Raw genomic sequence first — 26,969 nt, forward strand, 5'->3', positions numbered from 1 at the left:
TCCTCATGACCCAGCCGATCCGCGCCGCGCGCGGCGCCACCCGCACCGCCCGGGGCTGGCCCCAGGAAGCCGCACGGCGGATGCTGATGAACAACCTCGACCCGGAGGTGGCCGAACGCCCCGAAGACCTGGTCGTCTACGGCGGGACCGGGAAGGCCGCGCGGGACTGGCCGTCGTACCGCGCGCTGTTGGACACCCTCACCGACCTGCGCGACGACGAGACGATGCTGGTGCAGTCCGGCCGGCCGGTCGCGGTGATGCGGACCCACGAGTGGGCACCGCGGGTGCTGCTGGCCAACTCCAACCTGGTCGGCGACTGGGCCACCTGGCCGGAGTTCCGCCGGCTGGAGCAGCTCGGCCTGACCATGTACGGGCAGATGACCGCCGGATCGTGGATCTACATCGGCACCCAGGGCATCCTCCAGGGCACCTACGAGACGTTCGCGGCCGTCGCCGCGAAGCGGTTCGGCGGGTCGCTGGCCGGCACGCTGACGCTGACCGCCGGCTGCGGTGGGATGGGTGGGGCCCAACCGCTCGCCGTGACCATGAACGACGGTGCCTGTCTGATCGTCGACGTCGACCGCTCCCGCCTCGAACGCCGGGTACGCGAGCGTTACCTGGACGAGGTCGCCGACTCGCTCGACGACGCGGTACAGCGGGCGACCGCCGCCCGCAACGACCGGCGGGCGCGCAGCATCGGCGTGGTCGGCAACGCGGCCACCGTCTTCCCCGAGCTGCTGCGCCGCGGTGTCCCGGTGGACGTGGTCACCGACCAGACCAGCGCGCACGACCCGCTGTCGTACCTGCCGGAGGGGGTTGAGCTGGCCGACGCCCGCGACTACGCGGCGGCCAAGCCGGCCGAGTTCACCGACCGGGCCCGCGCGTCGATGGCCCGACACGTCGAGGCGATGGTGGGCTTCCTCGACGCGGGTGCCGAGGTCTTCGACTACGGCAACTCGATCCGCGGCGAGGCGCAGCTCGGTGGCTACCCCCGCGCCTTCGACTTCCCGGGTTTCGTGCCCGCCTACATCCGGCCGCTGTTCTGTGCGGGCAAGGGCCCGTTCCGGTGGGCGGCGCTCTCCGGCGACCCGGCCGACATCGCCGCCACCGACCGGGCCATCCTCGAACTCTTCCCAGAGAACGAGCAGCTGGCCCGCTGGATCCGGATGGCCGGCGACCGGGTGGCGTTCCAGGGGCTGCCGGCCCGAATCTGCTGGCTCGGCTACGGCGAACGGGACCGGGCCGGGGTACGGTTCAACGAAATGGTCGCCGCCGGAGAGCTCTCCGCGCCGGTGGTCATCGGCCGGGACCACCTCGACTGCGGTAGCGTCGCCAGCCCGTACCGGGAGACCGAGGCGATGGCCGACGGCTCCGACGCGATCGCCGACTGGCCACTGCTCAACGCCCTGGTAAACACCGCCAGCGGGGCCTCCTGGGTCTCCCTCCACCACGGTGGCGGGGTCGGGATCGGCCGCTCCATCCACGCCGGCCAGGTCTGCGTCGCCGACGGCAGCGCCCTCGCCGGGCAGAAGATCGAACGAGTCCTCACCAACGACCCGGCGATGGGCGTCGTACGGCATGTTGACGCCGGCTACGACGACGCCCGGCAGGTCGCCGAGCGGACCGGCCTGCAGATCCCGATGGCGACGGCGTAAGGAGAGCTCCGTGTTGACGCATCCGGTGGTGGAGGGCTCCCTTCCACGCAGGTTCCGGCGGCTCTGGGACGAGATCGCGCCGATCGGCCGGGATGACCGTAGCGGCGGGTACCTGCGGTACGCGCTGACCGACCCGGAGCTGCGGCTGCGGGAGTGGTTCCGGGCCCAGGCCGACCAGCGTGACATGCCGGTGACCGAGGACGGCAACGGGAACCTCTTCGCCTGGTGGGGCGCCCCGGAGGCGGGGAACGCGGTGCTCACCGGCAGCCACTTCGACTCGGTACCGCACGGCGGGGCGTACGACGGGCCGCTCGGCATCGTCAGCGCCTTCCTCGCCGTGGACGAGCTACGCGCCGCCGGCGCCACCCCCACCCGGCCGATCGCGGTCGCCGCCTTCGTGGAGGAGGAGGGCGCCCGGTTCGGCGTACCGTGTCTGGGGTCTCGGCTGCTCACCGGGGCGCTGCCGGTCGAGCAGGCGGCCGAGCTGCGCGACCCGGCCGGGGTGAGCTTCGCCGAGGCGCTGGGCGGCCCGCCGGCCGGCGCCCGGCCGGAGCTGCTCGGCCGCTTCGCCGCCTTCGTCGAGCTCCACGTCGAGCAGGGCCGGGCCCTGGTCGAGCAGGCCGCTCCGGTCGCCGTCGCCAGCGCGATCTGGCCGCACGGCCGGTGGCGTTTCGACTTCACCGGTGAGGGAAACCACGCGGGTACGACCCGGATGATGGATCGCCGCGACCCGATGCTCACGTACGCGTTCACGGTGCTCGCCGCCAACAAGGAGGCCCGGCGGCTCGGCGCCCACGCCACGGTCGGCCGGGTACGGGTGGAGCCGAACGCCACCAACGCCATCCCGGCTGCGGTGACCGGCTGGCTGGACGCCCGCGCGGCCGAGCCGGAGACCCTCGCCGGGCTGGTCGAGGCGGTCCACGACCGGGCCGCCGAGCGGGCCCGACGCGACGGCACCGGGTTGCGGCTGACCGAGGAGTCGGCCACGCCCCTCGTCGCGTTCGACGGTGGGTTGGCCGACCGGCTCGCCCGACTGCTCGACGCGCCGGTGCTGCCGACCGGGGCCGGGCACGACGCCGGTGTGCTGGCCGGACACCTGCCCACCGCGATGCTCTTCGTCCGCAACCCCACCGGGGTGTCGCACTCCCCCGCGGAGTCGGCGAACGACGACGACTGCGCGGCCGGGGTACAAGCCCTCACCGCCGCGCTGGAGGAGCTGACATGACCCGCTGGCTGGCCGAGTACGCGTGGCTACCCGAGCAGCCCGAGCCGACCCCGGACGTGCTGATCGAGTCCGCTGCCGGCCGGATCACCGCGGTCACCCCGCTGAGCACCGAGGGCCGGCCGACCACCGGGGTCGAGGTCCTCGCCGACGCGGTCCGCCTGCCGGGGCTGACCCTGCCGGGGCTGGCCAACGCCCACTCGCACGCCTTCCACCGCGCGCTGCGCGGCCGCACCCACGGCGGTCGCGGCGACTTCTGGACCTGGCGGGACCGGATGTACGAGGTGGCCGCCCGGCTGGACCCGGAGAACTACCTCGCACTCGCCCGCGCCGGCTACGCGGAGATGGCGCTGGCCGGAATCACCTGCGTCGGCGAGTTCCACTACCTGCACCACGGCCCGGACGGCACCCCGTACGCGGACCCGAACGCGATGGGGGCCGCCCTGGTCGAGGCGGCGGCGCACGCCGGGATCCGGCTGACCCTGCTGGATGCCTGCTACCTGACCGCCGGCGTGGCGGGTGAGCCACTGGCCGGGCCGCAGCGACGCTTCGGCGACGGGGACGCGGTGCGCTGGGCGGAGCGGGCAGCGGCGTTCACCCCCACCGACGCGCACGTCCGGGCGGGCGCGGCGATCCACTCGGTGCGGGCCGTGCCCGCCGACCAACTGGCGACGGTGGCCGGCGCGGCGCGGGAGCGGGGCATCCCGCTGCACCTGCACCTCTCCGAGCAGCCGGCCGAGAACGATGCCTGCCGGGCCGCGCACGGCTGCACCCCCACCCGGTTGCTGGCCGACCGGGGAGTCCTCGACCAGCACACCACCGCCGTGCACGCCACCCACCCCACCAGCTCGGACGTGGCCCTGCTCGGGGAGAGCCGCACCGGGGTCTGCCTCTGCCCGACCACCGAGCGGGACCTCGCCGACGGGATGGGACCGGCCCGCCGGCTGGCCAACGCCGGCAGCCCGTTGAGTCTCGGCAGCGACAGCCACGCGGTGGTGGACCTCTTCGAGGAGGCGCGCGCGGTGGAACTGGACGAGCGCCTGCGTACCCGACGACGCGGGCACTTCACCGTCGGCGAGCTGGTCACCGCGGCCACCTCCGCCGGGCACGCCGCCCTCGGCTGGGGCGACGCCGGCCGGCTCGCCGTGGGCGACCGGGCCGACCTGGTCACCCTCCGGCTGGACAGCCCGCGGACCGCGGGGGTACCGGCGGCCGGCGCCTTCTTCGCCGCCACCGCGGGGGATGTTCACCAGGTGGTGGTGGATGGCCAGGTGGTGGTGCGGGACGGACGGCACCGCACCGTTGACGTCCCCACCGAGCTGGCCACGTCGATCGGGGAGGTGACCGGAGCGCATGAGTAGCCTGCTGCTCGACAACATCGGAGAGCTGGTCACCAACACGACCGCCGGGGAGGGGCCGCTGGGCATCCGCCGCGACGCCGCTGTGCTCGTCGAGGACGGCGTGGTGGCCTGGGTCGGGCCGAGCGGGGACGCGCCCGCCGCCGATCAACGCCTCGACGCCGAGTCGGGGGCCGTGCTGCCCGGCTTCGTGGACAGCCACGCCCACTTGGTCTTCGCCGGGGATCGGGCGGTCGAGTTCGCCGCCCGGATGGCCGGCGAGCCGTACACCGGCGGCGGCATCCGCACCACGGTCGGCGCGACCCGGGCCGCCACCGACGACGAGCTACGCGCCACGGCCCGCCGGCTACACGCGGAGGCGCTGCGGCAGGGCACCACCACCATCGAGATCAAGAGCGGGTACGGTCTCACCGTCGCCGACGAGGCCCGCTCGCTGCGGATCGCCGCCGAGGTGAGCTCGGAGACCACCTTCCTCGGGGCGCACCTCGTCCCCGCCGAGTACGCCGACCGGCCGGATGACTACGTCGACCTGGTCTGCGGCCCGATGCTCGCCGCCGCCGCGCCGTACGCCCGCTGGGTGGATGTCTTCTGTGAGCGGGGCGCCTTCGACGCCGACCACACCCGCGCGATCCTGACCCGTGGGCAGGCCGCCGGGCTGGACACCCGGCTGCACGCCAACCAGCTTGGTCCGGGCCCGGGGGTCCAGCTCGGGGTGGAGCTGGGGGTGGCCAGCGTCGACCACTGCACCCACCTCACCGATGCCGACGTCGACGCGCTCGTCGGGGCCGACGGAACGACCGTGGCCACCCTGTTGCCGGGGGCGGAGTTCTCCACCCGCTCGCCCTACCCGGACGCCCGGCGGCTGCTCGACGCGGGCGTGACCGTGGCGCTGGCCACCGACTGCAACCCCGGGTCGTCGTACACCTCGTCGGTGCCGTTCTGCATCGCGCTGGCCGTCCGGGAGATGCGGATGAGCCCCTCCGAGGCGGTCTGGGCGGCGACCGCCGGCGGCGCCGCGGCGCTGCGCCGTACCGATGTGGGTCGGCTGGCGCCCGGCGCCCGGGCCGACCTGATGATCCTCGACGCCCCGTCCCACCTGCACCTGGCCTACCGGCCGGGGGTGCCACTGATCCGCCAGGTCCTGCACAACGGAGAACCGCAATGTCGACCGTAGTCATCCAGCCAACCGGGATCACCCCCGCCGACGTGCTCGCCGTCGCCCGCGGCAACGCCAAGGTCGTCCTCGACCCGACGGCGATCGACGCGATGGCCAACAGCCGGTCCGTCGTGGACGGGATCGAGGCCGCCGGCCAGCCGGTGTACGGCGTGAGCACCGGCTTCGGGGCGCTCGCCAACACCTTCGTCGCCCCACAGCGGCGGGCCGAGCTACAGCACGCGCTGATCCGTTCGCACGCCGCCGGGGTCGGGACCGCCATGCCCCGCGAGGTGGTGCGGGCGATGATGCTGCTGCGCGTCCGTTCTCTCGCGTTCGGCCGCTCCGGGGTCCGGCCGCTGGTCGCCACCGCGCTGGTGGACCTACTCAACCACGATGTCACCCCGTGGGTGCCCGAGCACGGGTCACTGGGGGCCTCCGGGGATCTGGCGCCGCTGGCGCACTGCGCGCTGGCGCTACTCGGCGAGGGCTGGGTGCTGGGCGCGGCCGGTGACCGGATCCCGGCCGGCGAGGCGCTGCGCCGGGTCGGTATCACGCCGATCGAGCTGGCCGCCAAGGAGGGGCTGGCACTGATCAACGGCACCGACGGCATGCTCGGCATGCTGCTGATGGCCAACCACGACGCCGCGCACCTGTTCACCCTGGCCGACGTGACGGCCGCCCTGGCCATCGAGGCGATGCTCGGCACGGACCGACCGTTCCAGCCCGAGCTACACGCCATCCGGCCGCACCCCGGTCAGGCCACCTCGGCGGCGAACATCCACCGCCTGCTCCAGGACTCGGCGGTGATGGCGTCGCACCGCGACGACGTGGTGCACGCGGTGCAGGACGCGTACTCGATGCGGTGCGCGCCGCAGGTCGCCGGCGCGGCCCGGGACACCCTGGACTTCGCCCGACAGGTGGCGGGCCGGGAACTGGTCTCGGTGGTGGACAACCCGGTGGTCCTGCCGGACGGCCGGGTCGAGTCCACCGGGAACTTCCACGGCGCGCCGCTCGGTTTCGCCGCGGACTTCCTCGCCGTCGCCGCCGCCGAGGTCGGCGCGATCGCCGAGCGACGGGTGGACCGGCTGCTCGACGTGACCCGCTCCCGGGACCTGCCGGCGTTCCTCTCCCCCGACGCCGGGGTCAACTCCGGGCTGATGATCGCCCAGTACACGGCGGCCGGCATCGTCGCGGAGAACCGCCGACTCGCCGCCCCCGCCTCGGTGGACTCCCTGCCCACCAGCGGGATGCAGGAAGACCACGTGTCGATGGGCTGGGCGGCGACCAAGAAGCTGCGGACCGTCCTGGACAACCTGACCAGTCTGCTCGCGGTCGAGCTTCTCGCCGCGGTCCGCGGGCTCCAGCTCCGGGCGCCGCTACAACCGTCACCGGCCGGACGGGCCGCCATCGCCGCGTTGGCCGGGGCCGCCGGTGAGCCCGGCCCGGACATCTTCCTCGCGCCGGTGCTGGAGACCGCCCGTACGGTGATTGCCGGCCCGGAGCTTCGGGCGGCGATCGAACGTGAGGTCGGGACGCTGGCCTGACCCTCCTGCTCGGCGTGCCCGGGCAGCGGCTGCCGAGTTCGGTGGCCGCTGCCCGAGTACGGCAGGTCAGGCCGGCGGCAACACCCTGGCGACCAGCTTCGCCAGTTCGCGCAGCGCCTTGCCGCGGTGGCTGATCGCGTCCTTCTCCGCCGGCGTCAGCTCGGCGTTCGTCCGGTCCTGCCCGTCGCCGCGAAAGATCGGGTCGTAGCCGAAGCCACCGTCGCCGTGCGGCTCCCGCAGCAGGCGACCGGCCTGCCGGCCGTCCACCAGGTGCTCCTTGCCGCCGGGCAGCGCCAGGGCCACCGTGCAGACGAAGGACGCGCCCCGATGCTCGTCCGGCACGTCGGCGATCTGGTTCAGCACCAGCTGAAGGTTGGCGTGGTCATCACCGTGCTGGCCGGCCCAGCGGGCACTGAAGACACCGGGCATGCCGTTGAGCGCCTCCACCGCCAGGCCGGAGTCGTCGGCGATGGTGGGCAACCCGGTGCGCCGACACCCCTCCCGGGCCTTGATCAGCGCGTTCTCACCGAACGTGAGGCCGGTCTCCGGCAGCTCCGGGTAGGCCTCGACGTCGTCGAGGCCGATCAGGGCGATCCGGTGCGCGCCCAGGGCCCCATCGAGGATGCGTTGCAGCTCAATGAGCTTCTTCCGGTTCCGGGTGGCGAGCAGGACCTTGTTCATGCTGAGTCACCTTTGTTCACGACCACGGAAGCCAGCAGCGGAGCCATCCTCACGAAAGCGCCTTCCGCTGGGCTTCGGCCAACTCCACACAGCCGGCGACGGCCAGGTCGAGCAGGGCGTCGAGCTGTCCACGGCTGAAGACGCCCGCCTCACCGGTGCCCTGCACCTCAACGAAGTCACCGGCGCCGGTGCAGACCACGTTCAGGTCGACCTCGGCGGTTGCGTCCTCGGCGTAGTCGAGGTCCAACCGCGGCTCACCGGCGATGACGCCGACGCTGACCGCCGCCACCGAGCGATGCATCACCGTCTCCGGCCGACCGACGAGGGAACGGCGGGTGGCGAGCCAGGTCACCGCGTCGTGCAGCGCCACGTACCCGCCGGTGATCGCGGCGGTACGGGTGCCGCCGTCGGCCTGGAGCACGTCGCAGTCGAGCACGATGGAGTTCTCGCCCAGCGCCTTCAGGTCGATCGACGCGCGCAGGCTACGGCCGATCAACCGGGAGATCTCGTGGGTACGCCCACCGACCCGCCCCTTGATACTTTCCCGGTCGGAGCGGGTGTTGGTGGCGCGGGGCAGCATGGCGTACTCGGCGGTGACCCAGCCGAGTCCGGAGCCCTTGCGCCAGCGGGGCACCCCCTCGGTGACGCTGGCGGTGCAGAGCACCCGGGTGGCGCCGAACTCGACCAGCACCGAGCCCTCGGGATGGGTGCTCCAGCCGCGGGTCAGGGTCACCGGTCGGAGGTGGTCGGGCAGCCGCCCGTCAGGTCGCGCCATGTCTGCACCCTATGTGGTGGCGAGGGCGGCCCGCCCCGGGGTGCCCCCGGTCGGCTCGACCCGCCGAGGTCCGGGCCGGTCCGCGCCGGTCAGACCTCGTAACGCGCGCCCGGTCGAACCACCTCGAGCGGGCCGGCGTAGGCGGTGGCGGCGGACGTGACGGTCTGCGCCTCGCTGCCCCAAGCCGCCACGAGGTGGGTCAGCAGCAGCCGCCCGACGCCGGCCTTGGTGGCGACCTCGCCGGCCTCCCCGCCGGTCAGGTGCAGATCCGGCGGGTTGTCCACCCCATCGAGGTAGCTCGCCTCGCAGAGGAACACGTCGGCTCCCTGGGCCAGCTGCAGCAGCGCCTCGCAGGGGGCGGTGTCGGAGGAGTAGCAGAGCACCCGACCGTTGTGTTCCAGCCGGACCCCGTACGTCTCGATCGGATGGTTGACCCGGTCGACGGTGACGGTCAGCGGGCCGATCGGGAACGTCCCCGGGGTCAGGGCGGCGAACTGGTACACATCCTCGACGGTGCTGTCCTGCACTCCGCTGAGGGNGGCGAGCCGCTCCGGTGTGCCCGCCGGGCCGTAGACCGGCAGCGGCGGATAGGGGCCGTCCGGGGCGTACCGGCGAACCACCACGTAGAGCGCGGCGTCGAGGAAGTGGTCACCGTGCAGGTGGGTGAGGAGGACGGCGTCGGGAGCGTGGAGCCCCACGTAACGCTGGAGGGTCGACAGCGACCCGGAGCCGAAGTCGACCAGGAGCCGGAAGCCCGCAGCCTCGACCAGGTAGGCCGAGCAGGGGGAGTCCGGGCCGGGGAAGGTCCCGGCGCAACCCAACACTGTCAGTCGCATTGAGTCGTCTCACTGTCACATTCTGCAGTGTCCGGGCCGGTTGCCTCTCCGCGGAGCATTCTCCCAACCGCCGTGTACGCCACGCTGCGCAGCCTACGCTCGGCCACCCGAACGCATGAATCATCCCCGGAAAGGTGTCACGAACGTGACACCGTCCCAGATGGTGGGTCAGGCCCAGAGCTGCCCCTCCAGCGCCTTCTCAGCCTCGGCCAGAGTGCCGTCGTAGGCTCCGGTCGAGAGGTACTTCCAGCCGGCGTCGGCGACCACGAAGGCCACGTCGGCGCGGCGCCCCTCCCGAACCGCCTCGTGCGCCACCGCCAGCGCCGCGTGCAGGATCGCACCGGTGGAGAGCCCGGCGAAGAGCCCCTCCACCTCGACCAGCTGTCGGGTCCGCAGCACGGCGTCTCGGGTACCGACCGAGAAGCGCCGGGTGAGCACCGAGGCGTCGTACAGCTCCGGCACGTACCCCTCGTCGATATTGCGCAACCCGTACACCAGCTCGCCGTAGCGCGGCTCGGCGGCCACCACCTGGACCCCCGCCACCTTTTCGCGCAGGTAGCGGCCGGTGCCCATCAGCGTGCCCGTGGTGCCGAGCCCGGCCACGAAGTGGGTGATCGTGGGTAGGTCCTGGAGCAGTTCCGGACCGGTGGTCAGGTAGTGGGCCTTCGCGTTGGCCTCGTTTCCGTACTGGTACAGCAGGACCCAGTCGGGGTGCTCGGCAGCGATCTGCTTGGCGGTGGCGACGGCCTGGTTCGAGCCACCCGCGGCGGGCGAAAAGATGATTTCCGCCCCGTACATGCGCAGCAGTTGCACCCGTTCGGTGGAGACATTCTCCGGCAGTACACACACCAGCCGGTACCCGCGCAGCTTCGCCACCATGGCCAGCGCGATACCGGTGTTCCCACTGGTGGGCTCGAAGATCGTGGCACCCGGCCGGAGCCGGCCCGCCTCCTCGGCCGCGCGGACCATGAACAGCGCGGCCCGGTCCTTCACGCTGCCGGTCGGGTTGCGGTCCTCCAGCTTCGCCCAGAGCCGCACCGGCGGCGCCCCCGCCGGCACCGCCGGCGCGAGCCGGGGCAGCCCGACCAGGGGCGTTCCGCCACCGGCGTCCAGCAGACTGTCGTAGCGCGCCACGGGGCCGCGCCCTCAGCGGGCGGCTGGCGACCCGACGCGCAGGCCGCGGGGAACGGCCACTGCGGCGAAGCCGAGGGCCCCACCCGCGACGGCCGGCAGGATGGTCACGCTGTCGCCGTCGCTGAGTTTGGCCTCCAGCGCGCCCAGGAAGCGGACATCCTCGTCGTTGATGTAGACGTTCACGAACCGGTGCAGCCCGCCGGTGTCGGTGATCAGGCGGCCCTTCAGCCCGTCGTGCCGGCTGTCCAGGTCGGCGAAGAGGTCGCCCAGCGTGTCGCCGGCCCCCTCGACGATCTTCGCACCGCTGGTGTGGCTACGCAGGATGGTGGGGATACGAACTTCGATGGCCATGATGCAGTGCTCCTCAGTCGGGAAATGCCGAAATGGTGACGGGACGTGATGGGGTGGGTGTTACCGCGCTGGGATCAGCGGCCGGAACACTCGTAGTCGACCGTCGCCGGGCTCTGCCCGAACATGTAGGACTGCACGGCGTGCGGGTCCACCCCGGCGTCCAGGATGCGGACCTTCTCCTCAGTCACCACGCCAGCCACGATCCGGAAGGAGCGAATCTCCTCAGAGTCGGGCTCACGGGTGGAGACGAGGAGGTAGTGCGCGTCGGGCTCACCGGCGAAGGAGACGTCGGTGCGCGATGGGTACGCCTCGGTCGCGGTGTGCGAGTGGTAGATGACGACGGGCGCCTCGTCCCGGTCGTCCATCTCCCGCCACACCCGCAGCTGCTCCATCGAGTCGAACTCGTAGAACGTCATGGAACGGGCGGCGTTCTCCATCGGGATGTGCCGAGTGGCAAGGTCGCTACCGGCGGGACCGGCGACCACGCCACACGCCTCGTCCGGGTGGTCCCGGCGGGCATGGGCGACGATCGCGTCCACGATCGCCCGGTCAATGCTCAGCACGCCAACCAGCGTAGCGTCTGCCGGTGCTGGCCGGCGAGGTGGCGGCGGTCACGGATCAGTCGATCAATGCGCTCAGCAGGGACTCCTGCAAATAGCCCAGGTACGCGTATACCGACAGTTGGAACATCCGGCTGGACCCCGGGTCCGTGGCGACCGCGTCATCGAGCTCCGCGCCGAGATCGGTGCTGTCCCGAATCTCCAGCCGGACACCCATCGCCAGCCGGGCGTCGTTGAGCGCCCGCAGCCACGCCTCGGCCGCCTCGCTGTCGAGCCGGACCTCGCCACCGGCGTCGTCGGGAAGCGCCGCGAGGATCGCGCCAGCCTGGTCGATCTTTGCCGTCTTCAGGTCGCCCTCGGTGTACTGGCGAAACTCGGCGGCGTCCGCCGCGTCGTCCGGGTAGACCTCTGGGAAGAGCCGCACGACCACCGGGTCGGCGTGGTCGAACGCGTCGGTGAGCAGGCCGACCACCTCGGTGGCGACCTTGCGCAGAACCCGGACCTCGTCTACCGCGAAGGTGGCCACGTAGTGACCACTGCAGCGCTGGAACATACTCACGCCCGATCCACCGTCGCCCACAGCCCGTACGCGTGCAGCTGCGACGCGTCGTGCTCCATCCGTTCCCGGGTGCCGCTGGAGACGACCGCCTTGCCCTTGTGGTGAACGTCCAGCATGAGCTGCTCGGCCCGCCCTCGGCTGTAGCCGAACAACTTCTGAAAGACCCAGGTCACGTACGCCATCAGGTTGACCGGGTCATCCCAAACGATCGTCACCCACGGTCGGTCGGGCGCCGGCACCTGGTCGGTGTCCGGCGTCTCGAGTGGTGCAACCTGTGGAGCCGCCATGCCCCCATCGTGCCACCGGATCCGCCGAATCGAGGAACCGGAACCCTGACCGGTCACCGGGCGACGCCACCGCGGGCGCCCCGGCCCGTGAGAGGGTGACGGCCGGCACTGCGAATGTTCCTGGACCAGGACGGCGTGTACCACGCGGGAACTCTAGGCTGAGCCGGGTGAGCACCCTGGGTCCTGCGCTGCTGACCGACCACTACGAGCTGACCATGGTCCGCGCCGCGCTGCGGGACGGCACCGCCGACCGCCGCTGCGTGTTCGAGGTGTTCAGCCGACGGCTACCGACCGGTCGCCGCTACGGTGTGGTGGCAGGTACCGGCCGACTGGTGGAGCTGATCCGAAATTTCCGCTTCGACGCGGACGAGGTGGACTTCCTCCGGCGCACCGGGGTGGTGGACGACGCCACCGCGCAGTGGCTCACCGCCTACCGTTTCACCGGCGACATCGACGGTTACGCCGAGGGGGAGCTCTTCTTCCCCGGATCGCCGATCCTCACCGTCTCGGGCACGTTCGCCGAATGCGTCGTGCTGGAGACACTGGTGTTGTCGGTGCTCAACCACGACTGCGCCACCGCGGCCGCAGCCACCCGGATGGTCACCGCCGCCCGCGGACGCACCCTGATCGAGATGGGCTCCCGACGCACCCACGAGGAGGCGGCGGTAGCGACGGCCCGCGCGGCCTACCTGGCCGGCTTCCGGTTCACCTCCAACCTGGCCGCCGGCGAGCGCTACGGCATCCCCACCGCCGGCACCGCCGCGCACGCGTTCACCCTGCTACACGAGGATGAGCGGACGGCGTTCGCCTCCCAGGTGGCAACGCTGGGCAAGGACACCACCCTGCTGGTCGACACGTACGACATCAGCCAGGGCATCCGCAACGCCATCGCGGTGGCCGGGCCGGACCTGCGGGCGATCCGGATCGACTCCGGCGACCTGGCGGTCATGGCGCAGCAGTCCCGGGACCTGCTCGACTCGCTCGGCGCCACCGAAACGAAGATCATCGTCTCCGGCGATCTCGACGAGTACGCCATCGCCGCGCTGGCCGCCGAACCAGTGGACATGTACGGCGCGGGTACCGCCGTCGTCACCGGCTCCGGCGCACCGACCGCCAGCCTGGTGTACAAGCTCGTCGAGGTCGAGGGGCGCCCGGTGGTCAAGCGCTCCGAGCGGAAGGCCACCATCGGCGGCCGCAAGGTGGCGGTCCGCCGGCACAAGCCGACCGGCACCGCCACCGAGGAGGTGATCGTGCCGCAGGGCGTACCGGAGCGGCAGCCCAACGACCGGCTGCTGCAACGCACCTACCTGGCGGGGGGTGCGGTGGCCACGCAGCCGACGCTGGACGAGTCGCGGGAGCACCTGCGGCAGTGCCTGATCTCGATCCCCTGGGAAGGGTTGAAACTCTCCGCCGGTGATCCGGCCATTCCGGTCACGGTCCTACCGGCCGACTGAAGGAGCAGCACATGGGCAACGCACTGATCATCGTGGATGTGCAGAACGACTTCTGCGAGGGCGGCTCGCTCGCGGTCGGCGGCGGCGCCAGCGTCGCGGCCGGGGTCAGCCGGCTCCTCGCCACCGCGCCGGACCGTTGGGACCACGTGGTGGCGACGAAGGACTACCACATCGATCCCGGGGCGCACTTCGGCGATCCGCCGGACTTCGTCGACTCGTGGCCCCCGCACTGCGTGGTGGGCACGCCCGGCTCGGAATTCCACCCCGACCTGGTCACCGACCGCATCGAGGTGATCTTCCACAAGGGCGAGCACGCCGCGGCGTACTCCGGTTTCGAGGGGCACACCGACCAGGGCGAGTGCCTGGCCGACTGGCTCCGGCGGCACGGGGTCGACCAGGTGGAGATCGTCGGGCTCGCCACCGACTTCTGTGTCCGGGCCACCGCCCTGGACGCGGCCGCCGAGGGGTTCCGGACCACCGTCCAACTGGACCTGACAGCCGCCATCGGGCCCGAAACGGCCGACGCGGCACTACGGGCCTTCGCCGACGCCGGGATCAACACCGAGGGAACGCCTGTGATCAGGGCCGCATGAGCCAATAACACGTTGGTGACCGCCGGACCCACGGACAAGGATGTCCCCGGAGGTACGGACCGACGTGAACCTGAAGCCTTACCGGGCGGCACTCGCCCTGCCCGGTCTCCGGGCCCTACTGATCGTGGCGGTGCTCGCCCGGATCCCGCTCACCACGATCGGTCTGACCCTGACGTTCTACGTCGTCCAGGACCTCGACCGGGGGTACGCCGCCGCCGGGCTGGCCGGCGCCGCGATCACCGTCGGCGCAGCCCTCGGCGGCCCACTGCTGGGTCGCCTGATCGACCGGCGCGGCCTGCGGCCGGTCCTGGTGTTGACCGCCGTCGCCGAGGCGGTGTTCTGGTCCACCGCGCCGCTGCTGCCGTACGCGCTGCTGCTGCCCGCCGCCTTCCTCGCCGGTTCGCTGGCGCTGCCGATCTTCGCGGTGGTGCGCCAGTCCATCGCGGCCATCGTGCCGGCGGAGGAGCGCCGGCCCGCGTACGCGCTGGACTCGGTCTCGGTGGAGTTGGCCTTCATGATCGGGCCGGCCCTGGCCACCCTGGCGGTCACCACCATCTCCGCCCGGACCACGCTGTATCTGGTGGGCGCCGCCATCGTCACCGCCGGCATTGGGCTCTTCCTGCTCAACCCGCCAGTCCGGGGCGCCAGCGAGGCGGCCGGCCCGCGCCGTAGGGTGCCGCGGCGGGAGTGGCTCACCGCCCGGATGGTCGCCGTGCTGGCGGTCAGCGCCGCCGCCACCGTGGTGCTGGGCGGCACGGACGTGGCCGTGATCGCGGTCCTGCGCGACAACGGCGATGTGGGCTTCACCGGCGTCGTACTGGGCATCTGGGCGCTCGCCTCGCTGATCGGCGGCTTCGCGTACGGGGCGATCAGCCGGTCCCCGTCGCCGCTGGTGTTGCTGGCGGCGCTGGGCGTCGCCACGATCCCGGTCGGGCTGGCCGGAGCGAACTGGTGGCTGCTCAGCCTGGTGCTGATCCCCGCCGGCCTGCTCTGCGCCCCCACCATCGCCGCCACCTCGGACGCGGCCAGTCGGCTGGCGCCCGCGGACGCCCGCGGTGAGGCGATGGGGCTACACGGCTCCGCCATCACCGTCGGTGTCGCGGTCGGCGCCCCGCTGGCCGGAGCCGTCATCGACGCGTCCGCGCCGGCCTGGGGCTTCGCCGTGACCGGCGCGGTTGGTGCGCTGGTCGCGCTGGCGGTGCTCCCGGTGCAGCGGCGCCGCCGCCGGGAAGCCGAGGCACCGGCCCCCGTTCCCACGCCCGAGCTGACCCACGCTGCGTGAGCTGTTGCCGCACCGGTGGGGCTACCGGGGGCGGCTCGGCAGCGGTCACCGGGACGGAACTCCACCGCTGCGGTAACCCCGGCACCCGCTGGTGACGACCTGGCAGCCACCGACTGGTGGCGGGTGGTCCCGGCGCTGGGGGGTGTGGCTCTACCGGGGGTGTGGTTCTACCGGGCCTGCCGCCCGGTCCAAGACCGACGACGGGCGCCGGCCCGGGTGTTCCCCGGAGCGGCGCCCGTCGTCGGTGCGTACGGCGAGGCGTCAGCGGTGGTCCTGGTCGCTCGCCACGTCCTCCTGGTAGCTGGCGCCACCGTCGGCTTCCCTGGTCAGTAGCTTGACCCCGCCCTCCGCCGGGCCGGCCGTCAGGGTCTGCCCGGTGGCCAGCTCGGGGAACTTGTGGTCGAACGCGGGCCGCTCGGAGCGGATTCGCGGCATCCGGTCGAAGTTCCGCAACGGCGGCGGCGAGCTGGTCGCCCACTCCAACGAGTTGCCGTGCCCCCACGGGTCCTCGACCTCGACCACCGGACCGGACTTGTACGACTTCCAGCAGTTGTAGATGAACGGCAACGTCGAGATGCCGGTGATGAACGCGCCGATCGTGGAGATCATGTTCAGCGTCGTGAAGCCGTCGATGGCCTGGTAGTCGGCGTACCGCCGGGGGAAACCCTCGTTACCGAGCCAGTGCTGCACCAGGAAGGTGGTGTGGAAACCGACCATGGTCAGCCAGAAGTGCACCCGGGCCAGCCGCTCGTCGAGCATCCGGCCGAACATCTTCGGGAACCAGAAGTAGATGCCGGCGAAGACGGCGAAGACGATCGTGCCGAAGAGTACGTAGTGGAAGTGGGCCACCACGAAGTACGAGTCGGAGACGTGGAAGTCCAGCGGCGGGCTGGCCAGCAGCACCCCGGTGAGCCCACCGAAGAGGAAGGTGACCAGGAAGCCGACCGAGAAGAGCATCGGTGACTCGAAGCTGATCTGCCCCCGCCACATGGTGCCGATCCAGTTGAAGAACTTCATGCCGGTGGGGACGGCGATGAGGAAGCTCAGGAAGCTGAAGAAGGGCAGCAGCACCTGGCCGGTGGCGAACATGTGGTGCGCCCAGACGCTCATCGACAGGGCGGCGATGGCGACGGTCGCGGCGACCAGGCCCTTGTAGCCGAAGATCGGCTTGCGGGAGAAGACCGGAATGATCTCGGAGACGATGCCGAAGAACGGCAGCGCGATGATGTACACCTCGGGGTGCCCGAAGAACCAGAAGAGGTGCTGCCACAGCAGCGGCCCGCCGGTCGCCGGGTCGTACACGTGGGCACCGAGGATGCGGTCGGCGGCGAGCGCGAAGAGCGCGGCGGCCAGCAGCGGGAAGATCAGCAGCGCCAGCAGGCTGGTGACCAGCATGTTCCAGGTGAAGATCGGCATCCGGAACATGGTCATGCCGGGCGCGCGAAGGGTCAGGATCGTGGTGATCATGTTGACCGAGCCGAGAATCGTGCCCAGACCGGAGATCGCCAGACCGACGACCCACATGTTGGCGCCCACGCCCGGCGAGTGCTCCACGCTACTCAGCGGGGTGTAGGCGAACCAGCCGAAGTCAGCGGCGCCACCCGGCGTGATGAAGCCAGCGGTGGTCAGGGTGCCGCCGAAGAGGAAGAGCCAGTAGGCGAAGCTGTTCAGCCGCGGAAAGGAGACATCCGGGGCGCCGATCTGGATCGGCACCAGGTAGTTGCCGAAGGCGAAGACGATCGGCGTCGCGAAGAACAACAGCATGATCGTGCCATGCATCGTGAACAGCTGGTTGAACTGCTCGGGCGACAGGAACTGCAGCCCCGGCCGCGCCAGCTCGGCCCGCATGATCAGGGCCATCAGCCCGCCGATCATGAAGAACGCGAACGCGGTGACCATATACATGATCCCGATCTGCTTCGCGTCCGTGGTGCGCAGCAGCCGCGCGAGGGCCGACCCCTGAACCGGCTCTCGGACCGGCCAGGGCCGGGTCTCGACCGGCTTGGGTGCGACGGTGGTCACGAGTGGCCTCCGGTTCTCGGTTGTCCCGCTCGGCGCGCTGTGCGGTAAGCGGCCGTCATCCGCAAGGAGGATAGTCCCCGACAGGTGGCCCGGCTGCGTGGGGTGGCCGGGTACTCTGCCCGGACCCGGGTCGCATGTCCGCTCTCCGCCTCGGGGAGGGCACCCCGAATGGACTCACAGTGGTCCCAGGAGCAGTCGGTAGTGCTCGCCGAAGATACGCCCACCCCGCCCACGCAACAGCGGGTCCCGCAACGCCGGTGCGACGTCCCGGGTCCGGTTGCGGTCCCGGGTCCGGTCCCGCACCCAACGGGTCCGCGGGCGGCGGCGGCTCTCGTACGCCGTCAGGGCCGCGTCGATGTCACCGGTCGACTTCTGCAGCGACTCGGCGAGCACGACGGCGTCCTCGAGCGCCATCGCGGCGCCCTGCGACAGGGTCGGCGCGGTGGCATGCGCGGCGTCCCCGACCAGCAGCACCCGGCCCCGGCGCCAACGACCCAGCTCGACCTCCTCGGTCACGGTGACGTGCACCTGGTCCAGACAGTCCAGCACCTCGGGAATCGGTCCACCGTAGTCGCAGAACAACTCATCGAGCCGGGCCACCGGGTCAGCCGGCGTGACGGCGCCGGTCTCGTCGGCGTAGCAGTACAGCCGACCGGGGCCGACCGGAACGAGCAGGAAGCCGGCCCGATGGCCGAGCAACGCGGTCCACTCCGCCACCGGTGGCCCGTCGCGCACCACGGCCCGGTAGACCACCTGACCGGTGGGGCGGGGCGGGCCGCCCAGCGCGGCGAGGGCCCGGACCTCGGACCGCGGGCCGTCGGCGCCGACCACCAGGTCGTACTCGGCGATGACACCGTCGGCAAAGGTGATGCCGACCGTCGTCGGAAAGAGGTCAACGGCGTCGAGCCCAACTCCGTACCGCACGGCTCCGCCGGCGGCGCTGAGCAGGACGCGATGCAGTTCGCTGCGGAGCAACGCCCGGCACGGGCCGACTCCGGACCAGAGCGCGTCGAGGTCGACCTCGCAGAGCGGCGCGTTGGTGGCGTCGCGGTAGTACTGCCGGTGGATCACCTGGCCAAGCGGGCGGAGCGGGCCGTCCAGGTCAAGCTGGCGCAGCGCCCGATCCGCGTTGCCCGGCAGGAACAGGCCGCTGTCCACCAGGTCGTTGGGGGTGAGCTTGTCGATCAGATCCGGTCGAAAGCCCGCCATCCGCAGCGCCCGGGCCACCGCAAGACCGGCGAGACCCGCACCGACGACGAGAATGCGCAGGGGGAAGCCACCCATGATGGTGTACGCCTCCGGGAGGGGTCGGGGGGCACGCGTTGGAGGCAAGACATTACTTGGGGCGATCGACCCGCACCAGAGTTCGGCTGTCGCCGCCGGGCACGCGGTGGAACCCCGGCAACTCGCCGGGCCCGCCCTAGTCAGTGGTCGGGTCGGTCAGCCGCCAGGCGGCATTGATCAAACCGATGTGGGACAGGGCCTGCGGGGTGTTGCCGAGCTGCGCGCCGGTATCCGGGTCGATCTGCTCACTGAGCAGCCCGACATCGTTGGCGTACCCGGCCACCCGCTCGAACAGCGCCGCAGCCCGCTCCCGCTCCCCGGCCAGCACCAGACACTCGACCAGGAGGAAGCTGCAGAGCAGGAAACCGGCCGGGTCGGTCTCCCACCGGCGGATCAGCCCACCCCCGGCGCCCAGGACCCGCTCCACCGCGTCGATCGTGGCCCGCATCCGCGGATCGGTGGCCGGAAGGAAACCCACCACCGGCAGGAACAACACGGAGGCGTCCAGCTCGTCGGAGCCGAACGCCCCGGTGTACGCGCCGGCCCGCGCACTCCACCCCGACCGCAGCACGGTGCCCCGGATCTCGTCCCGGATCGTCGCCCAACGACGGGGGTCCGCGCGCTCGCCGAGCCGGGGCGCCAACGCCACCGCCCGGTCCAACGCCACCCAGCAGAGCACCTTCGACGACAGGTAGTGCCGATCGACGTCCCGGGTCTCCCACATGCCCCGGTCCGGCAACCGCCAGGTCTCGGCGACCTGCTCGGTCAGCCCGCACACCATCTCGCGCACCTCGTGGTCGAGCGGGTCGCCGAGCAGGTGCTGCAGGCGCCACACCGCCGCCACCACCTCACCGGGTACGTCGAGCTGCCGCTGCCGCCAGGCGTCGTTGCCGAACCGCACCGGGCGGCTCTCCGCGTACCCGCGCAGGTGCTCCGCGACGCGCTCGGAGATGTCCCGCTCCCCCGCCAGCCCAAACAGCACCGGCACCGGCTCGGCACCGACCTGGCCGATCGAATGCGCCGCCCAGGTGAACAGCCGGGACGCCTCCGCCGGGCAGGCCGCCACCCAGAGGGCGCGGAGCGTCATCGAGAAGTCACGCAGCCAGGCGTACCGGTAGTCGTAGTTGCGGTCTCCGCCGAGCTGCTCCGGCAGGGAGCTGGTGAGCGCCGCGGCGACCGCCCCACTGCGGGCATAGGTGAGCCCGGTGAGCACGACCGCGCTGTGCCGGACCAGCTCCGGGTAACAGCCCTGGTACCGGTGGGTCTCCCGGAAGGCCTCCCACGCCTGCACCGTCTCGGCCAGCATGGCCGACGGGTCCAGCCGCACCGACGGCGCACCGTACGCCGCCCGGTAGCCAGCCGCGAAGCTGACCGTCTCGCCGGCGGCGACCTCGAACTCGGTGTGCACCCGGTCCGTACCGGCGCACAGCGTCAGCGAGTCCGAGCAGAGCTCCACCACCGTCGCTCCGGCCACGGCCAGCACCGTCCCGCCTGGTTGGTCGTGCAGGTACGGGGTGAGCAGTCCGTGGTCCGGACGGGGCACGAAGTCCGACGCCAGCCGTACCCGCCCGGAGAGCCCTTCGACGCACCGCAGCAACACCGCGGGCGAGTTCAGGCCAAGCTGGTGCCCCCGCGCCCCACGTTCGGCGGCGAGCGCGTCGGTGACCGCGACGCTGCCCTGCGGCGTGTGGTGGACGGTACGCAGCACCAGGGTCTCCGGCCGGTACACGCGTTCCACGCGACACCCCGGAGCGTCCGCCCCGACCGGAGCCAGCTGCCAGTGGCCCGCCGCGGGATCGAGGAGCCGTCCGAAGACCGCGGGCGAGTCGAACCGGTCCGGGCACCACCAGTCGATGGAGCCGTTCCGGCCGACCAGCGCGCCGGAGCGACAGTCGGACAGAAACCCGTAGTCGGAGATCGCCGGCTGGTCCACCCACCGCGGATACCCCGAACCCGCCCGGTCAGACCGGCTCGAAGCTGCCCGGCGATTCGCCGCTGTCCCGCCGTTTGCTCCCAGGCTGGGCGGGAAGAGTCTGCCGACCGGCCCTTCGGCCTTCCAGCCCGGCCGCATCGATCCGGTCTCGCCAAGTCCCCGCTGGTGTACCGCCGTACGGCTGCGCTGGTGGGAGACGGCCAAGCGCGGCAACGTACCGATCAGGGTCGGACGGCGCCGTGCGCTCGTTGCCCCACCGCCGCCTGCGCAGCGGTGGGGCGCTCGGGTGGGAGACCGGCTGCCAGCTGCGCCAGCCCGGACGGGCGCGCACCGAGGAGAGCTCGGGTCACGGCTGCTCGGTGAAGCCGAACTGCACAATGCCCTCCTCGTCAACGGTCACGTCCACGGCGGCGTCCCCGAGCAACTCGGCCGCGTCCGAGTCGAGGAAGATCCGGGCGCCCTGGTTGTCCACCACCTGGTCACCGGCGAGGGGGCCCTCGACCAGTTGCACCGTGAGCGAGCCCTCCTCCGGATCGGCGGCGATCCGGACCCCGCCGTCATTCGCGACGTCCTGCTGATTGGCGAGGTCACGGATCACCAACACGGCGTTGTCGGTCATGGTCAGCATGGCGGAGCTCCTCGTGGTCCTGGGATTCGCCACCGGCCGCAGATGGGGCCGGGGAACGGCGGCGATCACCGCCGTGGCGCGGGACCGCGACGGGTCCCGCACGCCAACGGTGCCCCCTGGCGAGGCCGGCGTCATCCCGGGCCGCCAGCCCGTACCTGATCGGGTGAAAACCAGTGCTCCGGCCCGCTGGCCCCACCCACCGTGCTAACGCGGGGCGGACGCCGGGCTACTCGGGCCCGACGATGCCCCGCGCTCCGGGGTCGGCGGCAAGCTGCCGGTCAGCTCCGCTCGAGGACCACCACCGGGATCTCCCGGTCGGTCCGGGCCTGGTACGCGTCGTAATCCGGCCAGATCCCCGCCATCGTGGCCCACAGTCGCGGCTTCTCCGCCGGGCTCGCAACCCGCGCCCGGGCGGTGAACCGCTCCGCACCGACCTGCACCTGGACCTGCGGATCGTCGCGCAGATTGAGGTACCAGGCAGGATGCTTCGGCGCGCCCCCCTGAGAGGCGACCAGCAGGTACCCCTCGCCGTCGCGGCCGTAGATCAGCGCGGTACGCCGCAGCGAACCGCTCCGTCGCCCCCGGGTGGTCAGCAGCAACGTGAACACGCCGGGCCGAAATTCGTGCCCGTCCGCGCCGTCGGTGCGTTCGTACCGAGCGATGTGGTCGGCCACCCAATCCGTGGAACTGTCCTGCACCTGCTCGGCCATCAGCGACTCCCATCCTCTGTGATCGATCTATCGCTATCACGCTATCTCGTCCCACGGCCACCCGACCGGTTCGCCCGCTCCACGCAGCGGCAGCCAGCAAGCTCCGGTCGGCACCGCACGACCACCCGGGCGGCTCCGGTCGCGGCGGCGCGGTGCGGTGCCGGGAGGACCGGGTCAGCCGATCTGAAAGCCGAGCGCCTGGGCCAGCACCACCGCCTGCTCAGCGCTGACGATCGCCCCGGCCCGCTCGACCTCGATCGGATCAAGGTCGGTGAGGTCGCTGCCGCGCAGGTCGGCACGGGACAACTTCGCCTGCCTCAACTGCGCCCCGGACAGGTCGACTCCGGTGACCGTCGCACCGCGCAGATCCGCTCGGATCAGGTCGGCCTCGCGCATCCGGACGTCAACGATGCGCGCACCACGCAGATCCGCACCCGGGAGCGCGACGAATGACCAGTCGCCGCCGACGATCGTCAACGGTCGCAGGTCACACTGGTCGAAGGTGCTACCGACCAGCTTGCAGCCGGTGAACTCGGCGGCGAAGAAGTTGCAGCGGCGAAAGACGCAGCGCGTGAAGGCGGTGTTCACGTGTCGGGAGGCGTTGAAGCTGACGTTGCCGAACGTGCACCCGGTGAAGAGCGTTCCCTGGGTGCTCGCCTCAGTCAGATCGACCCGCTCGAAGTGGCAGCCGATGTAGTGCCGGTCGGCGATCTCCTCGCCATACCAGTCCTCGTCGCGGAGGGTTAGCCCATCGTGCTGATCCGGCATCGCGCCAGGCTACTGACCGGCACCGACAACAACGCCAACCGAACCGGCACAGCGACGACGGCGACGCGGCGACGACGACGGCGACAACAACAGCGAACGAGGAGGCGGCGCCGGCAACGCTTGGCGTCGGTGCGGCGGCCGGGCCGGGATAGGCATTTCCCGGCGGCGGGCCGGCCGGCATCCCTAGCCTGAGTCCGTGGGCAACATCGTCGTCTTCGGGGCCGGCGGAACCGCGGGCTCCCAGATCGCCCAGGAGGCGTTCCACCGCGGGCACCGGGTCACCGCTGCGGTACGCCGGCCCGAGGCCACCGCCTCGTCCCTACCGGCAGGGGTGCAGGTGGTGACCGGGGACGCGACCAGCGAGCGGAGCGTACGGGAGTTGGCCCCGGAGGCCGACGCGCTGGTGGTGGCGATCGGCGGCGGGGAACGCGGCCTCTGGCTCGACGCGGCGCGGACGCTGGTCAGCGCACTGCGCGAGACACCGAACCCGCCCCGGATCATCCACCTGGGTGGCGGCGCCACGCTCTGCACCCCACGAGGCGACCGGTTCCTGGACCAGCCCGACTTTCCCCAGGAGTACCGGGACGCGGCGCTGGGCCAGGCCGACGCCCTGGCGTACTACCGCTCCGCCGCCGACGGGGTGCGCTGGACGTACGTGTCGCCTCCGCCGCTGGAGTTCCACCCCGGCGCCCGGACCGGGCACTACCGCACCGGCGGAGACCACCCGGTAACCGATCACGAGGGCCGGTCGGTCCTCAGCTACCAGGACATGGCCGTCGCGATCGTTGACGAGATCGAGAACCCACGGCACGAGAACACCCGCTTCACCGCCGCCTACTGACCCGGTACCGCCGGCCTGGTGTTCGGGGGGTGCGGCGGCCGGGCGGGTTGAACGGGCACCCGGGGGCGGACCGGCGGGCGCCAGGCACGGCCGTTGGCGTAGATCACCCGGAAGCCGAGGTACGAGGCGAGCGGCGCCCAGTGCGCCGAGCCCATCCGCAGCTCGGCCGCGTTGTGCCGCTGCCCGTTGGCGAGCACGTCGAGCAGGACGGTCTCGAAGGCGGCGGACTCCACCCAGTCGACCTCCCGGGTAAAGCCGCAGATCAGGGCCGCACCGGTGGACTCCAGGAAGGCTCGCAGCACCGCGTCGTTGGCGCGCAGCACCGAGCAGCTGCCGAAGTAGAGGCGCCGCCCCTCGCAGCGACCAGCCATCAGCTCGGCCACGTCGGCGAGGGCCACCGACTCCCAGTCGGTCAGGCGCAGCCGGCTGGGCTCGCCATGGGTGGCGAAGAAGCCGACCCGGTAGTCGGCGTACTGCTTGAGCAGCCACCGGTCGACGAAGTAGAACAGTTCATCCCGGGTCGCCGCGTCCTTGTGGATGAACCGGATCCGACTCAGTCGCTCCAGCAGTTCCAGGGTGGGTAGGACGGAACCGCGCTCGTTGAGGTCACGGTGCCACTGGCCCTCGACACAGAAGACGCCACCGCGCGCCACCTGGCACCTCCCCTCGTCGGCGGCGCCGACGTTACCGGCTGGCCGGCGGGTGGGCCGGTTAGCACCGCCTGGTGTGGCGCGCGGGGCCGTGGCTCTCGCGGGCGGTCCCGGGCCCCAGGCGCCGGGTGGACCCGGGCGATGCCCTGGTGTCGGGGTCGCCGCGGCGACCCCGACACCGGAGTTCAGTGGACAACCACCGGCGTGCTCGGCTCGCCCGACTGGCTGCCCGGCTGGTCGTCGTGGGACCGCGACCGTTCCCGCCTCCGAGGCAGGAACGCGGCCGGGACGAAGGTGAGCAGCACCAGCACGAAGGCCACCCAGAACGTGGTGGCGAAGGAGTCGGCGGCGAAGGCGAGGCCACGCTCGATGAGCGTCGGGTCGGGGACCTGCTGGGCCAGTTCCGGCTGCCGCTGGGCGGCGATCGCCAGGCCCGCCTCGGTGACCGGCTCACCGTTCGGACCGGCCAGACCGGGGATCGGCCGGGATCCGTTCAGCTCGTTGGTGAGGATCACCGACATCACCGCCGCGCCGACCGAACCACCGATCTGCTGGATGATGTTCAACAGGGTAGAGCCGCGGGCTACCTCCGGCCCGGTCAGCGTCCGCAGCGCGGAGGTCATGATCGGCATCATCGTGCCGCCCATGCCCAGGCCCATGACGAACAACGAGCCACAGATCAACAGGTACGAGGTCTCTGGGCCAACCTGCGTGAAGGTGAAGAACCCGGCGGCGATCAGCACCAGCGCGAACGGCACCGTTCGCCCCACCGGCACGCGGTCGGCGAGCGTCCCGGCGATCGGCATCGTCACCATCGCACCGATGCCCTGCGGCGCGATGAGGAGGCCGGCGTGCAGGGTCGACTCCCCGCGAACCTGCAGGAAGTAGCTCGGGAAGAGCAGACCGGCGCCCATGAACGCGACAATGAACACGAACATCGTCACCGACGCCACAGCCAGCCGACGGTTCCGGAACAGCCGCAGGTCGAGGAGCGGGTGCCGGGGCTTGAACGAGTAGCAGACGAAGGAGACCACCAACGCGGCGCCGATCAACATCGGCACCCACACCTCGGAGTCGGCGAAGGTGCCCACCTCGGGCAGCGTAGAGACGCCATAGAGGAAGAGCGCCAGCCCCGGGGAGAGCATCAGCATGCCGAGGAAGTCGAACGACTCGGACGGCTCCGGAGCGTCCTTCGGCAGGGCCAGCTGCGCGTAGACCAGGGCGAGTAGCCCGATCGGCAGGTTGATCAGGAAGATCCAGTGCCAGCTGGCCACGTCGATCAGCCAACCGCCGAGGATCGGCCCACCGATCGGACCGAGCAGCATCGGGATACCCAGGACGGCCATCAACCGGCCGATTCGGTGCGGTCCCGCCGCCCGGGTCATGATCGTCATGCCGATCGGCATCAGCATGCCGCCGCCGAGGCCCTGCAGCACCCGGTACGCGATCAGCTCGCTGATCGTGTCGGCGGTGGCGCAGAGACCGGATCCGATGGTGAACAGGGCCAGGGCGATCATGTAGAGGCGTTTGGTGCCGAACCGGTTGGCCGCCCACCCGCTCAGCGGAATCACCGTGGCCAGGGCGAGGGTGTAGCCGGTCATCGTCCACGCGACCCGGGCGTAGGACGCGTCAAACTCACTCTGGAAGGTCGGTAGCGCGACGCTGACCACCGTCACGTCGAGGATCGCCATGATCGCGCCGAGCACGACCACGCCCGCCACCTTGAGCACCGCGGCGTCAAGCTTGTCCGATGTCGCGCCCGGCTGAGGGGACGCGACCGATTGTTGTGTCACGAATTCTCCTAATGTCGGATTGACCGAAGGAAGGCGGTGCAGGCACGCCACGGCGCCCGCCATCGGCAGCGGGTGGCCAGGAAAAGCGGAACCGCAGGAAGGAACGGAACCGCAGGAAGACTAGACCTCCCCACCGACAGCCCGCCGTCGAATTTGACGCTCCCCGAAGCCCGCCGGAAGGTGTTCCTCGTCACGGCGTGACCGCCCCGGGTGGCGATGTCGAAATCGCCGCCCCCGCTCCGTCCCACCCACGAAACCAGGACGACCGAGCGGAGGGTGAGGGCCCAGCTGCGCTCCTCCCTCCCGGCCACCGCAGAACGAGCACCGAGAGGAAACGGAATGCGAAAACTCATCGTGGTCAGTGCCGCGTCGATGGACGGCTTCTACGACGGCCCCGGAAACGGCGTGACAGTGCCGATGGAGAACTGTTTCGGCACCTACAACCTCGAACGGCTCCAAGCGGCCGACACCGTACTGCTCGGTGCGAACTCCTACACGATTTTCTCCAGCTACTGGCCCGGTGTTGCCGACGACAACTCCGCCTTCGAGGCCGACCGCGAATTCTCCAAGATCTACAACGTGGTCGACAAGGTGGTCGTCTCCGACCACGCCTCCCCGCCGCCGGCCGACCACCCCTGGGCCGACAACACCCGCATCATCAGCCGCGCCGACGCCCCCACCGAGATCGCCAAGCTCAAGGAACAGGACGGCAGGGAGATCGTCACCTGGGGCAGCCGGACCACCTGGAACGGACTCCTCCAGCACGGCCTGATCGACGAAATCCACGTACTCCTCGGCCCAGCCGCCCTCGCCGGCGGCACCCCGCTGTTCGAACACCCGGTCTCGCTCCGACGCCTCGGCGTACGCACCTTCGACAACTTCGACACCGTCCT

The 26,969-nt window shown here is 71.5% G+C and carries 26 protein-coding genes; 10 read left to right on the top strand and 16 right to left on the bottom strand.

What is annotated here, in order from left to right:
- Nucleotides 1-5 precede the first annotated feature (5 nt).
- Genes hutU through hutH form a run of 5 tightly spaced genes read left to right on the top strand, consistent with a single transcriptional unit; the run spans nucleotide 6 to nucleotide 6,935 of the window.
- Complete coding sequence (hutU, locus tag B118_RS0118685; protein ID WP_018826463.1) at nucleotides 6-1,655, top strand: urocanate hydratase; 1,650 nt, start codon at nucleotides 6-8, stop codon at nucleotides 1,653-1,655.
- Nucleotides 1,656-1,665: 10 nt separating this feature from the next.
- Nucleotides 1,666-2,880 (top strand): allantoate amidohydrolase, encoded by a 1,215-nt coding sequence (locus B118_RS0118690; protein WP_028188902.1) that lies wholly within the window; start codon nucleotides 1,666-1,668, stop codon nucleotides 2,878-2,880.
- The gene (locus B118_RS0118695; protein WP_018220911.1) at nucleotides 2,877-4,238 is read left to right on the top strand and encodes a formimidoylglutamate deiminase; all 1,362 of its coding nucleotides are present in this window, start codon (nucleotides 2,877-2,879) and stop codon (nucleotides 4,236-4,238) included. The genes B118_RS0118690 and B118_RS0118695 overlap by 4 nt, the downstream gene beginning before the upstream one ends.
- Nucleotides 4,231-5,409 (top strand): imidazolonepropionase, encoded by a 1,179-nt coding sequence (gene hutI / locus B118_RS0118700; RefSeq protein WP_028193215.1) that lies wholly within the window; start codon nucleotides 4,231-4,233, stop codon nucleotides 5,407-5,409. The genes B118_RS0118695 and hutI overlap by 8 nt, the downstream gene beginning before the upstream one ends.
- Nucleotides 5,397-6,935, top strand: a complete 1,539-nt coding sequence (gene hutH, locus B118_RS0118705) for a histidine ammonia-lyase (RefSeq protein ID WP_018220913.1) — start codon at nucleotides 5,397-5,399, stop codon at nucleotides 6,933-6,935. Before hutI ends, hutH begins: the two co-directional genes overlap by 13 nt.
- Nucleotides 6,936-7,001: 66 nt before the next feature.
- Here the strand turns inward: hutH and rdgB are convergent, their stop codons facing one another.
- The 8 genes from rdgB to clpS form a co-directional block, all read right to left on the bottom strand.
- A complete protein-coding gene (rdgB, locus tag B118_RS0118710) occupies nucleotides 7,002-7,616 on the bottom strand; it encodes an RdgB/HAM1 family non-canonical purine NTP pyrophosphatase (RefSeq protein ID WP_018220914.1) in 615 nt (204 codons plus the stop codon).
- Between the two features lie 49 nt (nucleotides 7,617-7,665).
- A complete protein-coding gene (rph, locus tag B118_RS0118715; protein WP_018220915.1) occupies nucleotides 7,666-8,391 on the bottom strand; it encodes a ribonuclease PH in 726 nt (241 codons plus the stop codon).
- 89 nt (nucleotides 8,392-8,480) lie between these two features.
- Nucleotides 8,481-9,227 carry an MBL fold metallo-hydrolase gene (locus tag B118_RS0118720; RefSeq protein ID WP_028193216.1) on the bottom strand — a complete coding sequence of 249 codons (747 nt, stop codon included), beginning with the start codon at nucleotides 9,225-9,227 and terminating at the stop codon, nucleotides 8,481-8,483.
- A 168-nt stretch (nucleotides 9,228-9,395) separates the two neighbouring features.
- A complete protein-coding gene (locus tag B118_RS0118725; protein ID WP_018220917.1) occupies nucleotides 9,396-10,361 on the bottom strand; it encodes a PLP-dependent cysteine synthase family protein in 966 nt (321 codons plus the stop codon).
- Between the two features lie 12 nt (nucleotides 10,362-10,373).
- Nucleotides 10,374-10,712 (bottom strand): MoaD/ThiS family protein, encoded by a 339-nt coding sequence (locus B118_RS0118730; protein WP_018220918.1) that lies wholly within the window; start codon nucleotides 10,710-10,712, stop codon nucleotides 10,374-10,376.
- Nucleotides 10,713-10,786: 74 nt separating this feature from the next.
- Nucleotides 10,787-11,275 carry a M67 family metallopeptidase gene (locus B118_RS0118735; RefSeq protein WP_018812892.1) on the bottom strand — a complete coding sequence of 163 codons (489 nt, stop codon included), beginning with the start codon at nucleotides 11,273-11,275 and terminating at the stop codon, nucleotides 10,787-10,789.
- A gap of 55 nt (nucleotides 11,276-11,330) precedes the next feature.
- Complete coding sequence (locus B118_RS0118740; protein ID WP_018812891.1) at nucleotides 11,331-11,825, bottom strand: DUF2017 domain-containing protein; 495 nt, start codon at nucleotides 11,823-11,825, stop codon at nucleotides 11,331-11,333.
- Nucleotides 11,826-11,827: 2 nt separating this feature from the next.
- On the bottom strand, nucleotides 11,828-12,118 hold the full coding sequence (gene clpS, locus B118_RS0118745) for an ATP-dependent Clp protease adapter ClpS (RefSeq protein ID WP_018218759.1): 291 nt from the start codon (nucleotides 12,116-12,118) through the stop codon (nucleotides 11,828-11,830).
- Between the two features lie 167 nt (nucleotides 12,119-12,285).
- On the opposite strand from clpS, the gene B118_RS0118750 reads away from it, so the two are divergent.
- Genes B118_RS0118750 through B118_RS0118760 form a run of 3 tightly spaced genes read left to right on the top strand, consistent with a single transcriptional unit; the run spans nucleotide 12,286 to nucleotide 15,447 of the window.
- A complete protein-coding gene (locus B118_RS0118750; RefSeq protein WP_018220922.1) occupies nucleotides 12,286-13,572 on the top strand; it encodes a nicotinate phosphoribosyltransferase in 1,287 nt (428 codons plus the stop codon).
- Nucleotides 13,573-13,583: 11 nt separating this feature from the next.
- Complete coding sequence (locus B118_RS0118755) at nucleotides 13,584-14,165, top strand: nicotinamidase (RefSeq protein ID WP_018220923.1); 582 nt, start codon at nucleotides 13,584-13,586, stop codon at nucleotides 14,163-14,165.
- Nucleotides 14,166-14,205: 40 nt separating this feature from the next.
- Entirely contained in the window at nucleotides 14,206-15,447 is a 1,242-nt protein-coding gene (locus B118_RS0118760) for an MFS transporter (RefSeq protein WP_028193217.1), read from the top strand.
- Nucleotides 15,448-15,708: 261 nt separating this feature from the next.
- Here the strand turns inward: B118_RS0118760 and ctaD are convergent, their stop codons facing one another.
- From ctaD to B118_RS0118790, 6 genes are all read right to left on the bottom strand, one after another.
- Complete coding sequence (gene ctaD, locus B118_RS0118765; protein ID WP_028193218.1) at nucleotides 15,709-17,469, bottom strand: aa3-type cytochrome oxidase subunit I; 1,761 nt, start codon at nucleotides 17,467-17,469, stop codon at nucleotides 15,709-15,711.
- Between the two features lie 174 nt (nucleotides 17,470-17,643).
- Nucleotides 17,644-18,753 (bottom strand): FAD-dependent monooxygenase, encoded by a 1,110-nt coding sequence (locus tag B118_RS0118770; protein ID WP_018812889.1) that lies wholly within the window; start codon nucleotides 18,751-18,753, stop codon nucleotides 17,644-17,646.
- 136 nt (nucleotides 18,754-18,889) lie between these two features.
- A complete protein-coding gene (locus B118_RS0118775; RefSeq protein WP_027646394.1) occupies nucleotides 18,890-20,686 on the bottom strand; it encodes a glycoside hydrolase family 15 protein in 1,797 nt (598 codons plus the stop codon).
- A gap of 346 nt (nucleotides 20,687-21,032) precedes the next feature.
- Entirely contained in the window at nucleotides 21,033-21,314 is a 282-nt protein-coding gene (locus B118_RS0118780) for an adhesin (RefSeq protein WP_018220928.1), read from the bottom strand.
- A gap of 278 nt (nucleotides 21,315-21,592) precedes the next feature.
- On the bottom strand, nucleotides 21,593-22,024 hold the full coding sequence (locus tag B118_RS0118785) for a nitroreductase family deazaflavin-dependent oxidoreductase (protein WP_018220929.1): 432 nt from the start codon (nucleotides 22,022-22,024) through the stop codon (nucleotides 21,593-21,595).
- A 174-nt stretch (nucleotides 22,025-22,198) separates the two neighbouring features.
- A complete protein-coding gene (locus B118_RS0118790) occupies nucleotides 22,199-22,792 on the bottom strand; it encodes a pentapeptide repeat-containing protein (RefSeq protein ID WP_018826473.1) in 594 nt (197 codons plus the stop codon).
- Nucleotides 22,793-22,988: 196 nt separating this feature from the next.
- Here B118_RS0118790 and B118_RS0118795 point away from each other — a divergent pair, with 196 nt between their 5' ends.
- Nucleotides 22,989-23,633, top strand: a complete 645-nt coding sequence (locus B118_RS0118795; protein WP_027646392.1) for an NAD(P)-dependent oxidoreductase — start codon at nucleotides 22,989-22,991, stop codon at nucleotides 23,631-23,633.
- Here the strand turns inward: B118_RS0118795 and B118_RS0118800 are convergent.
- On the bottom strand, nucleotides 23,627-24,286 hold the full coding sequence (locus B118_RS0118800; RefSeq protein WP_018220933.1) for a DUF6642 family protein: 660 nt from the start codon (nucleotides 24,284-24,286) through the stop codon (nucleotides 23,627-23,629). The two genes, B118_RS0118795 and B118_RS0118800, sit on opposite strands and share 7 nt — an antisense overlap.
- A gap of 182 nt (nucleotides 24,287-24,468) precedes the next feature.
- Nucleotides 24,469-26,076, bottom strand: coding sequence for a DHA2 family efflux MFS transporter permease subunit (locus tag B118_RS0118805; RefSeq protein ID WP_026185379.1), 1,608 nt, complete (start codon nucleotides 26,074-26,076; stop codon nucleotides 24,469-24,471).
- A gap of 339 nt (nucleotides 26,077-26,415) precedes the next feature.
- Between B118_RS0118805 and B118_RS0118810 the strand changes: the two genes are divergently transcribed.
- The coding region (locus tag B118_RS0118810; RefSeq protein WP_027657619.1) for a dihydrofolate reductase family protein at nucleotides 26,416-26,969 on the top strand (554 nt) is incomplete at its 3' end.

Origin of the sequence: Salinispora pacifica CNR114 (assembly GCF_000514775.1) — a bacterium.
Lineage (GTDB): Bacteria > Actinomycetota > Actinomycetes > Mycobacteriales > Micromonosporaceae > Micromonospora > Micromonospora pacifica.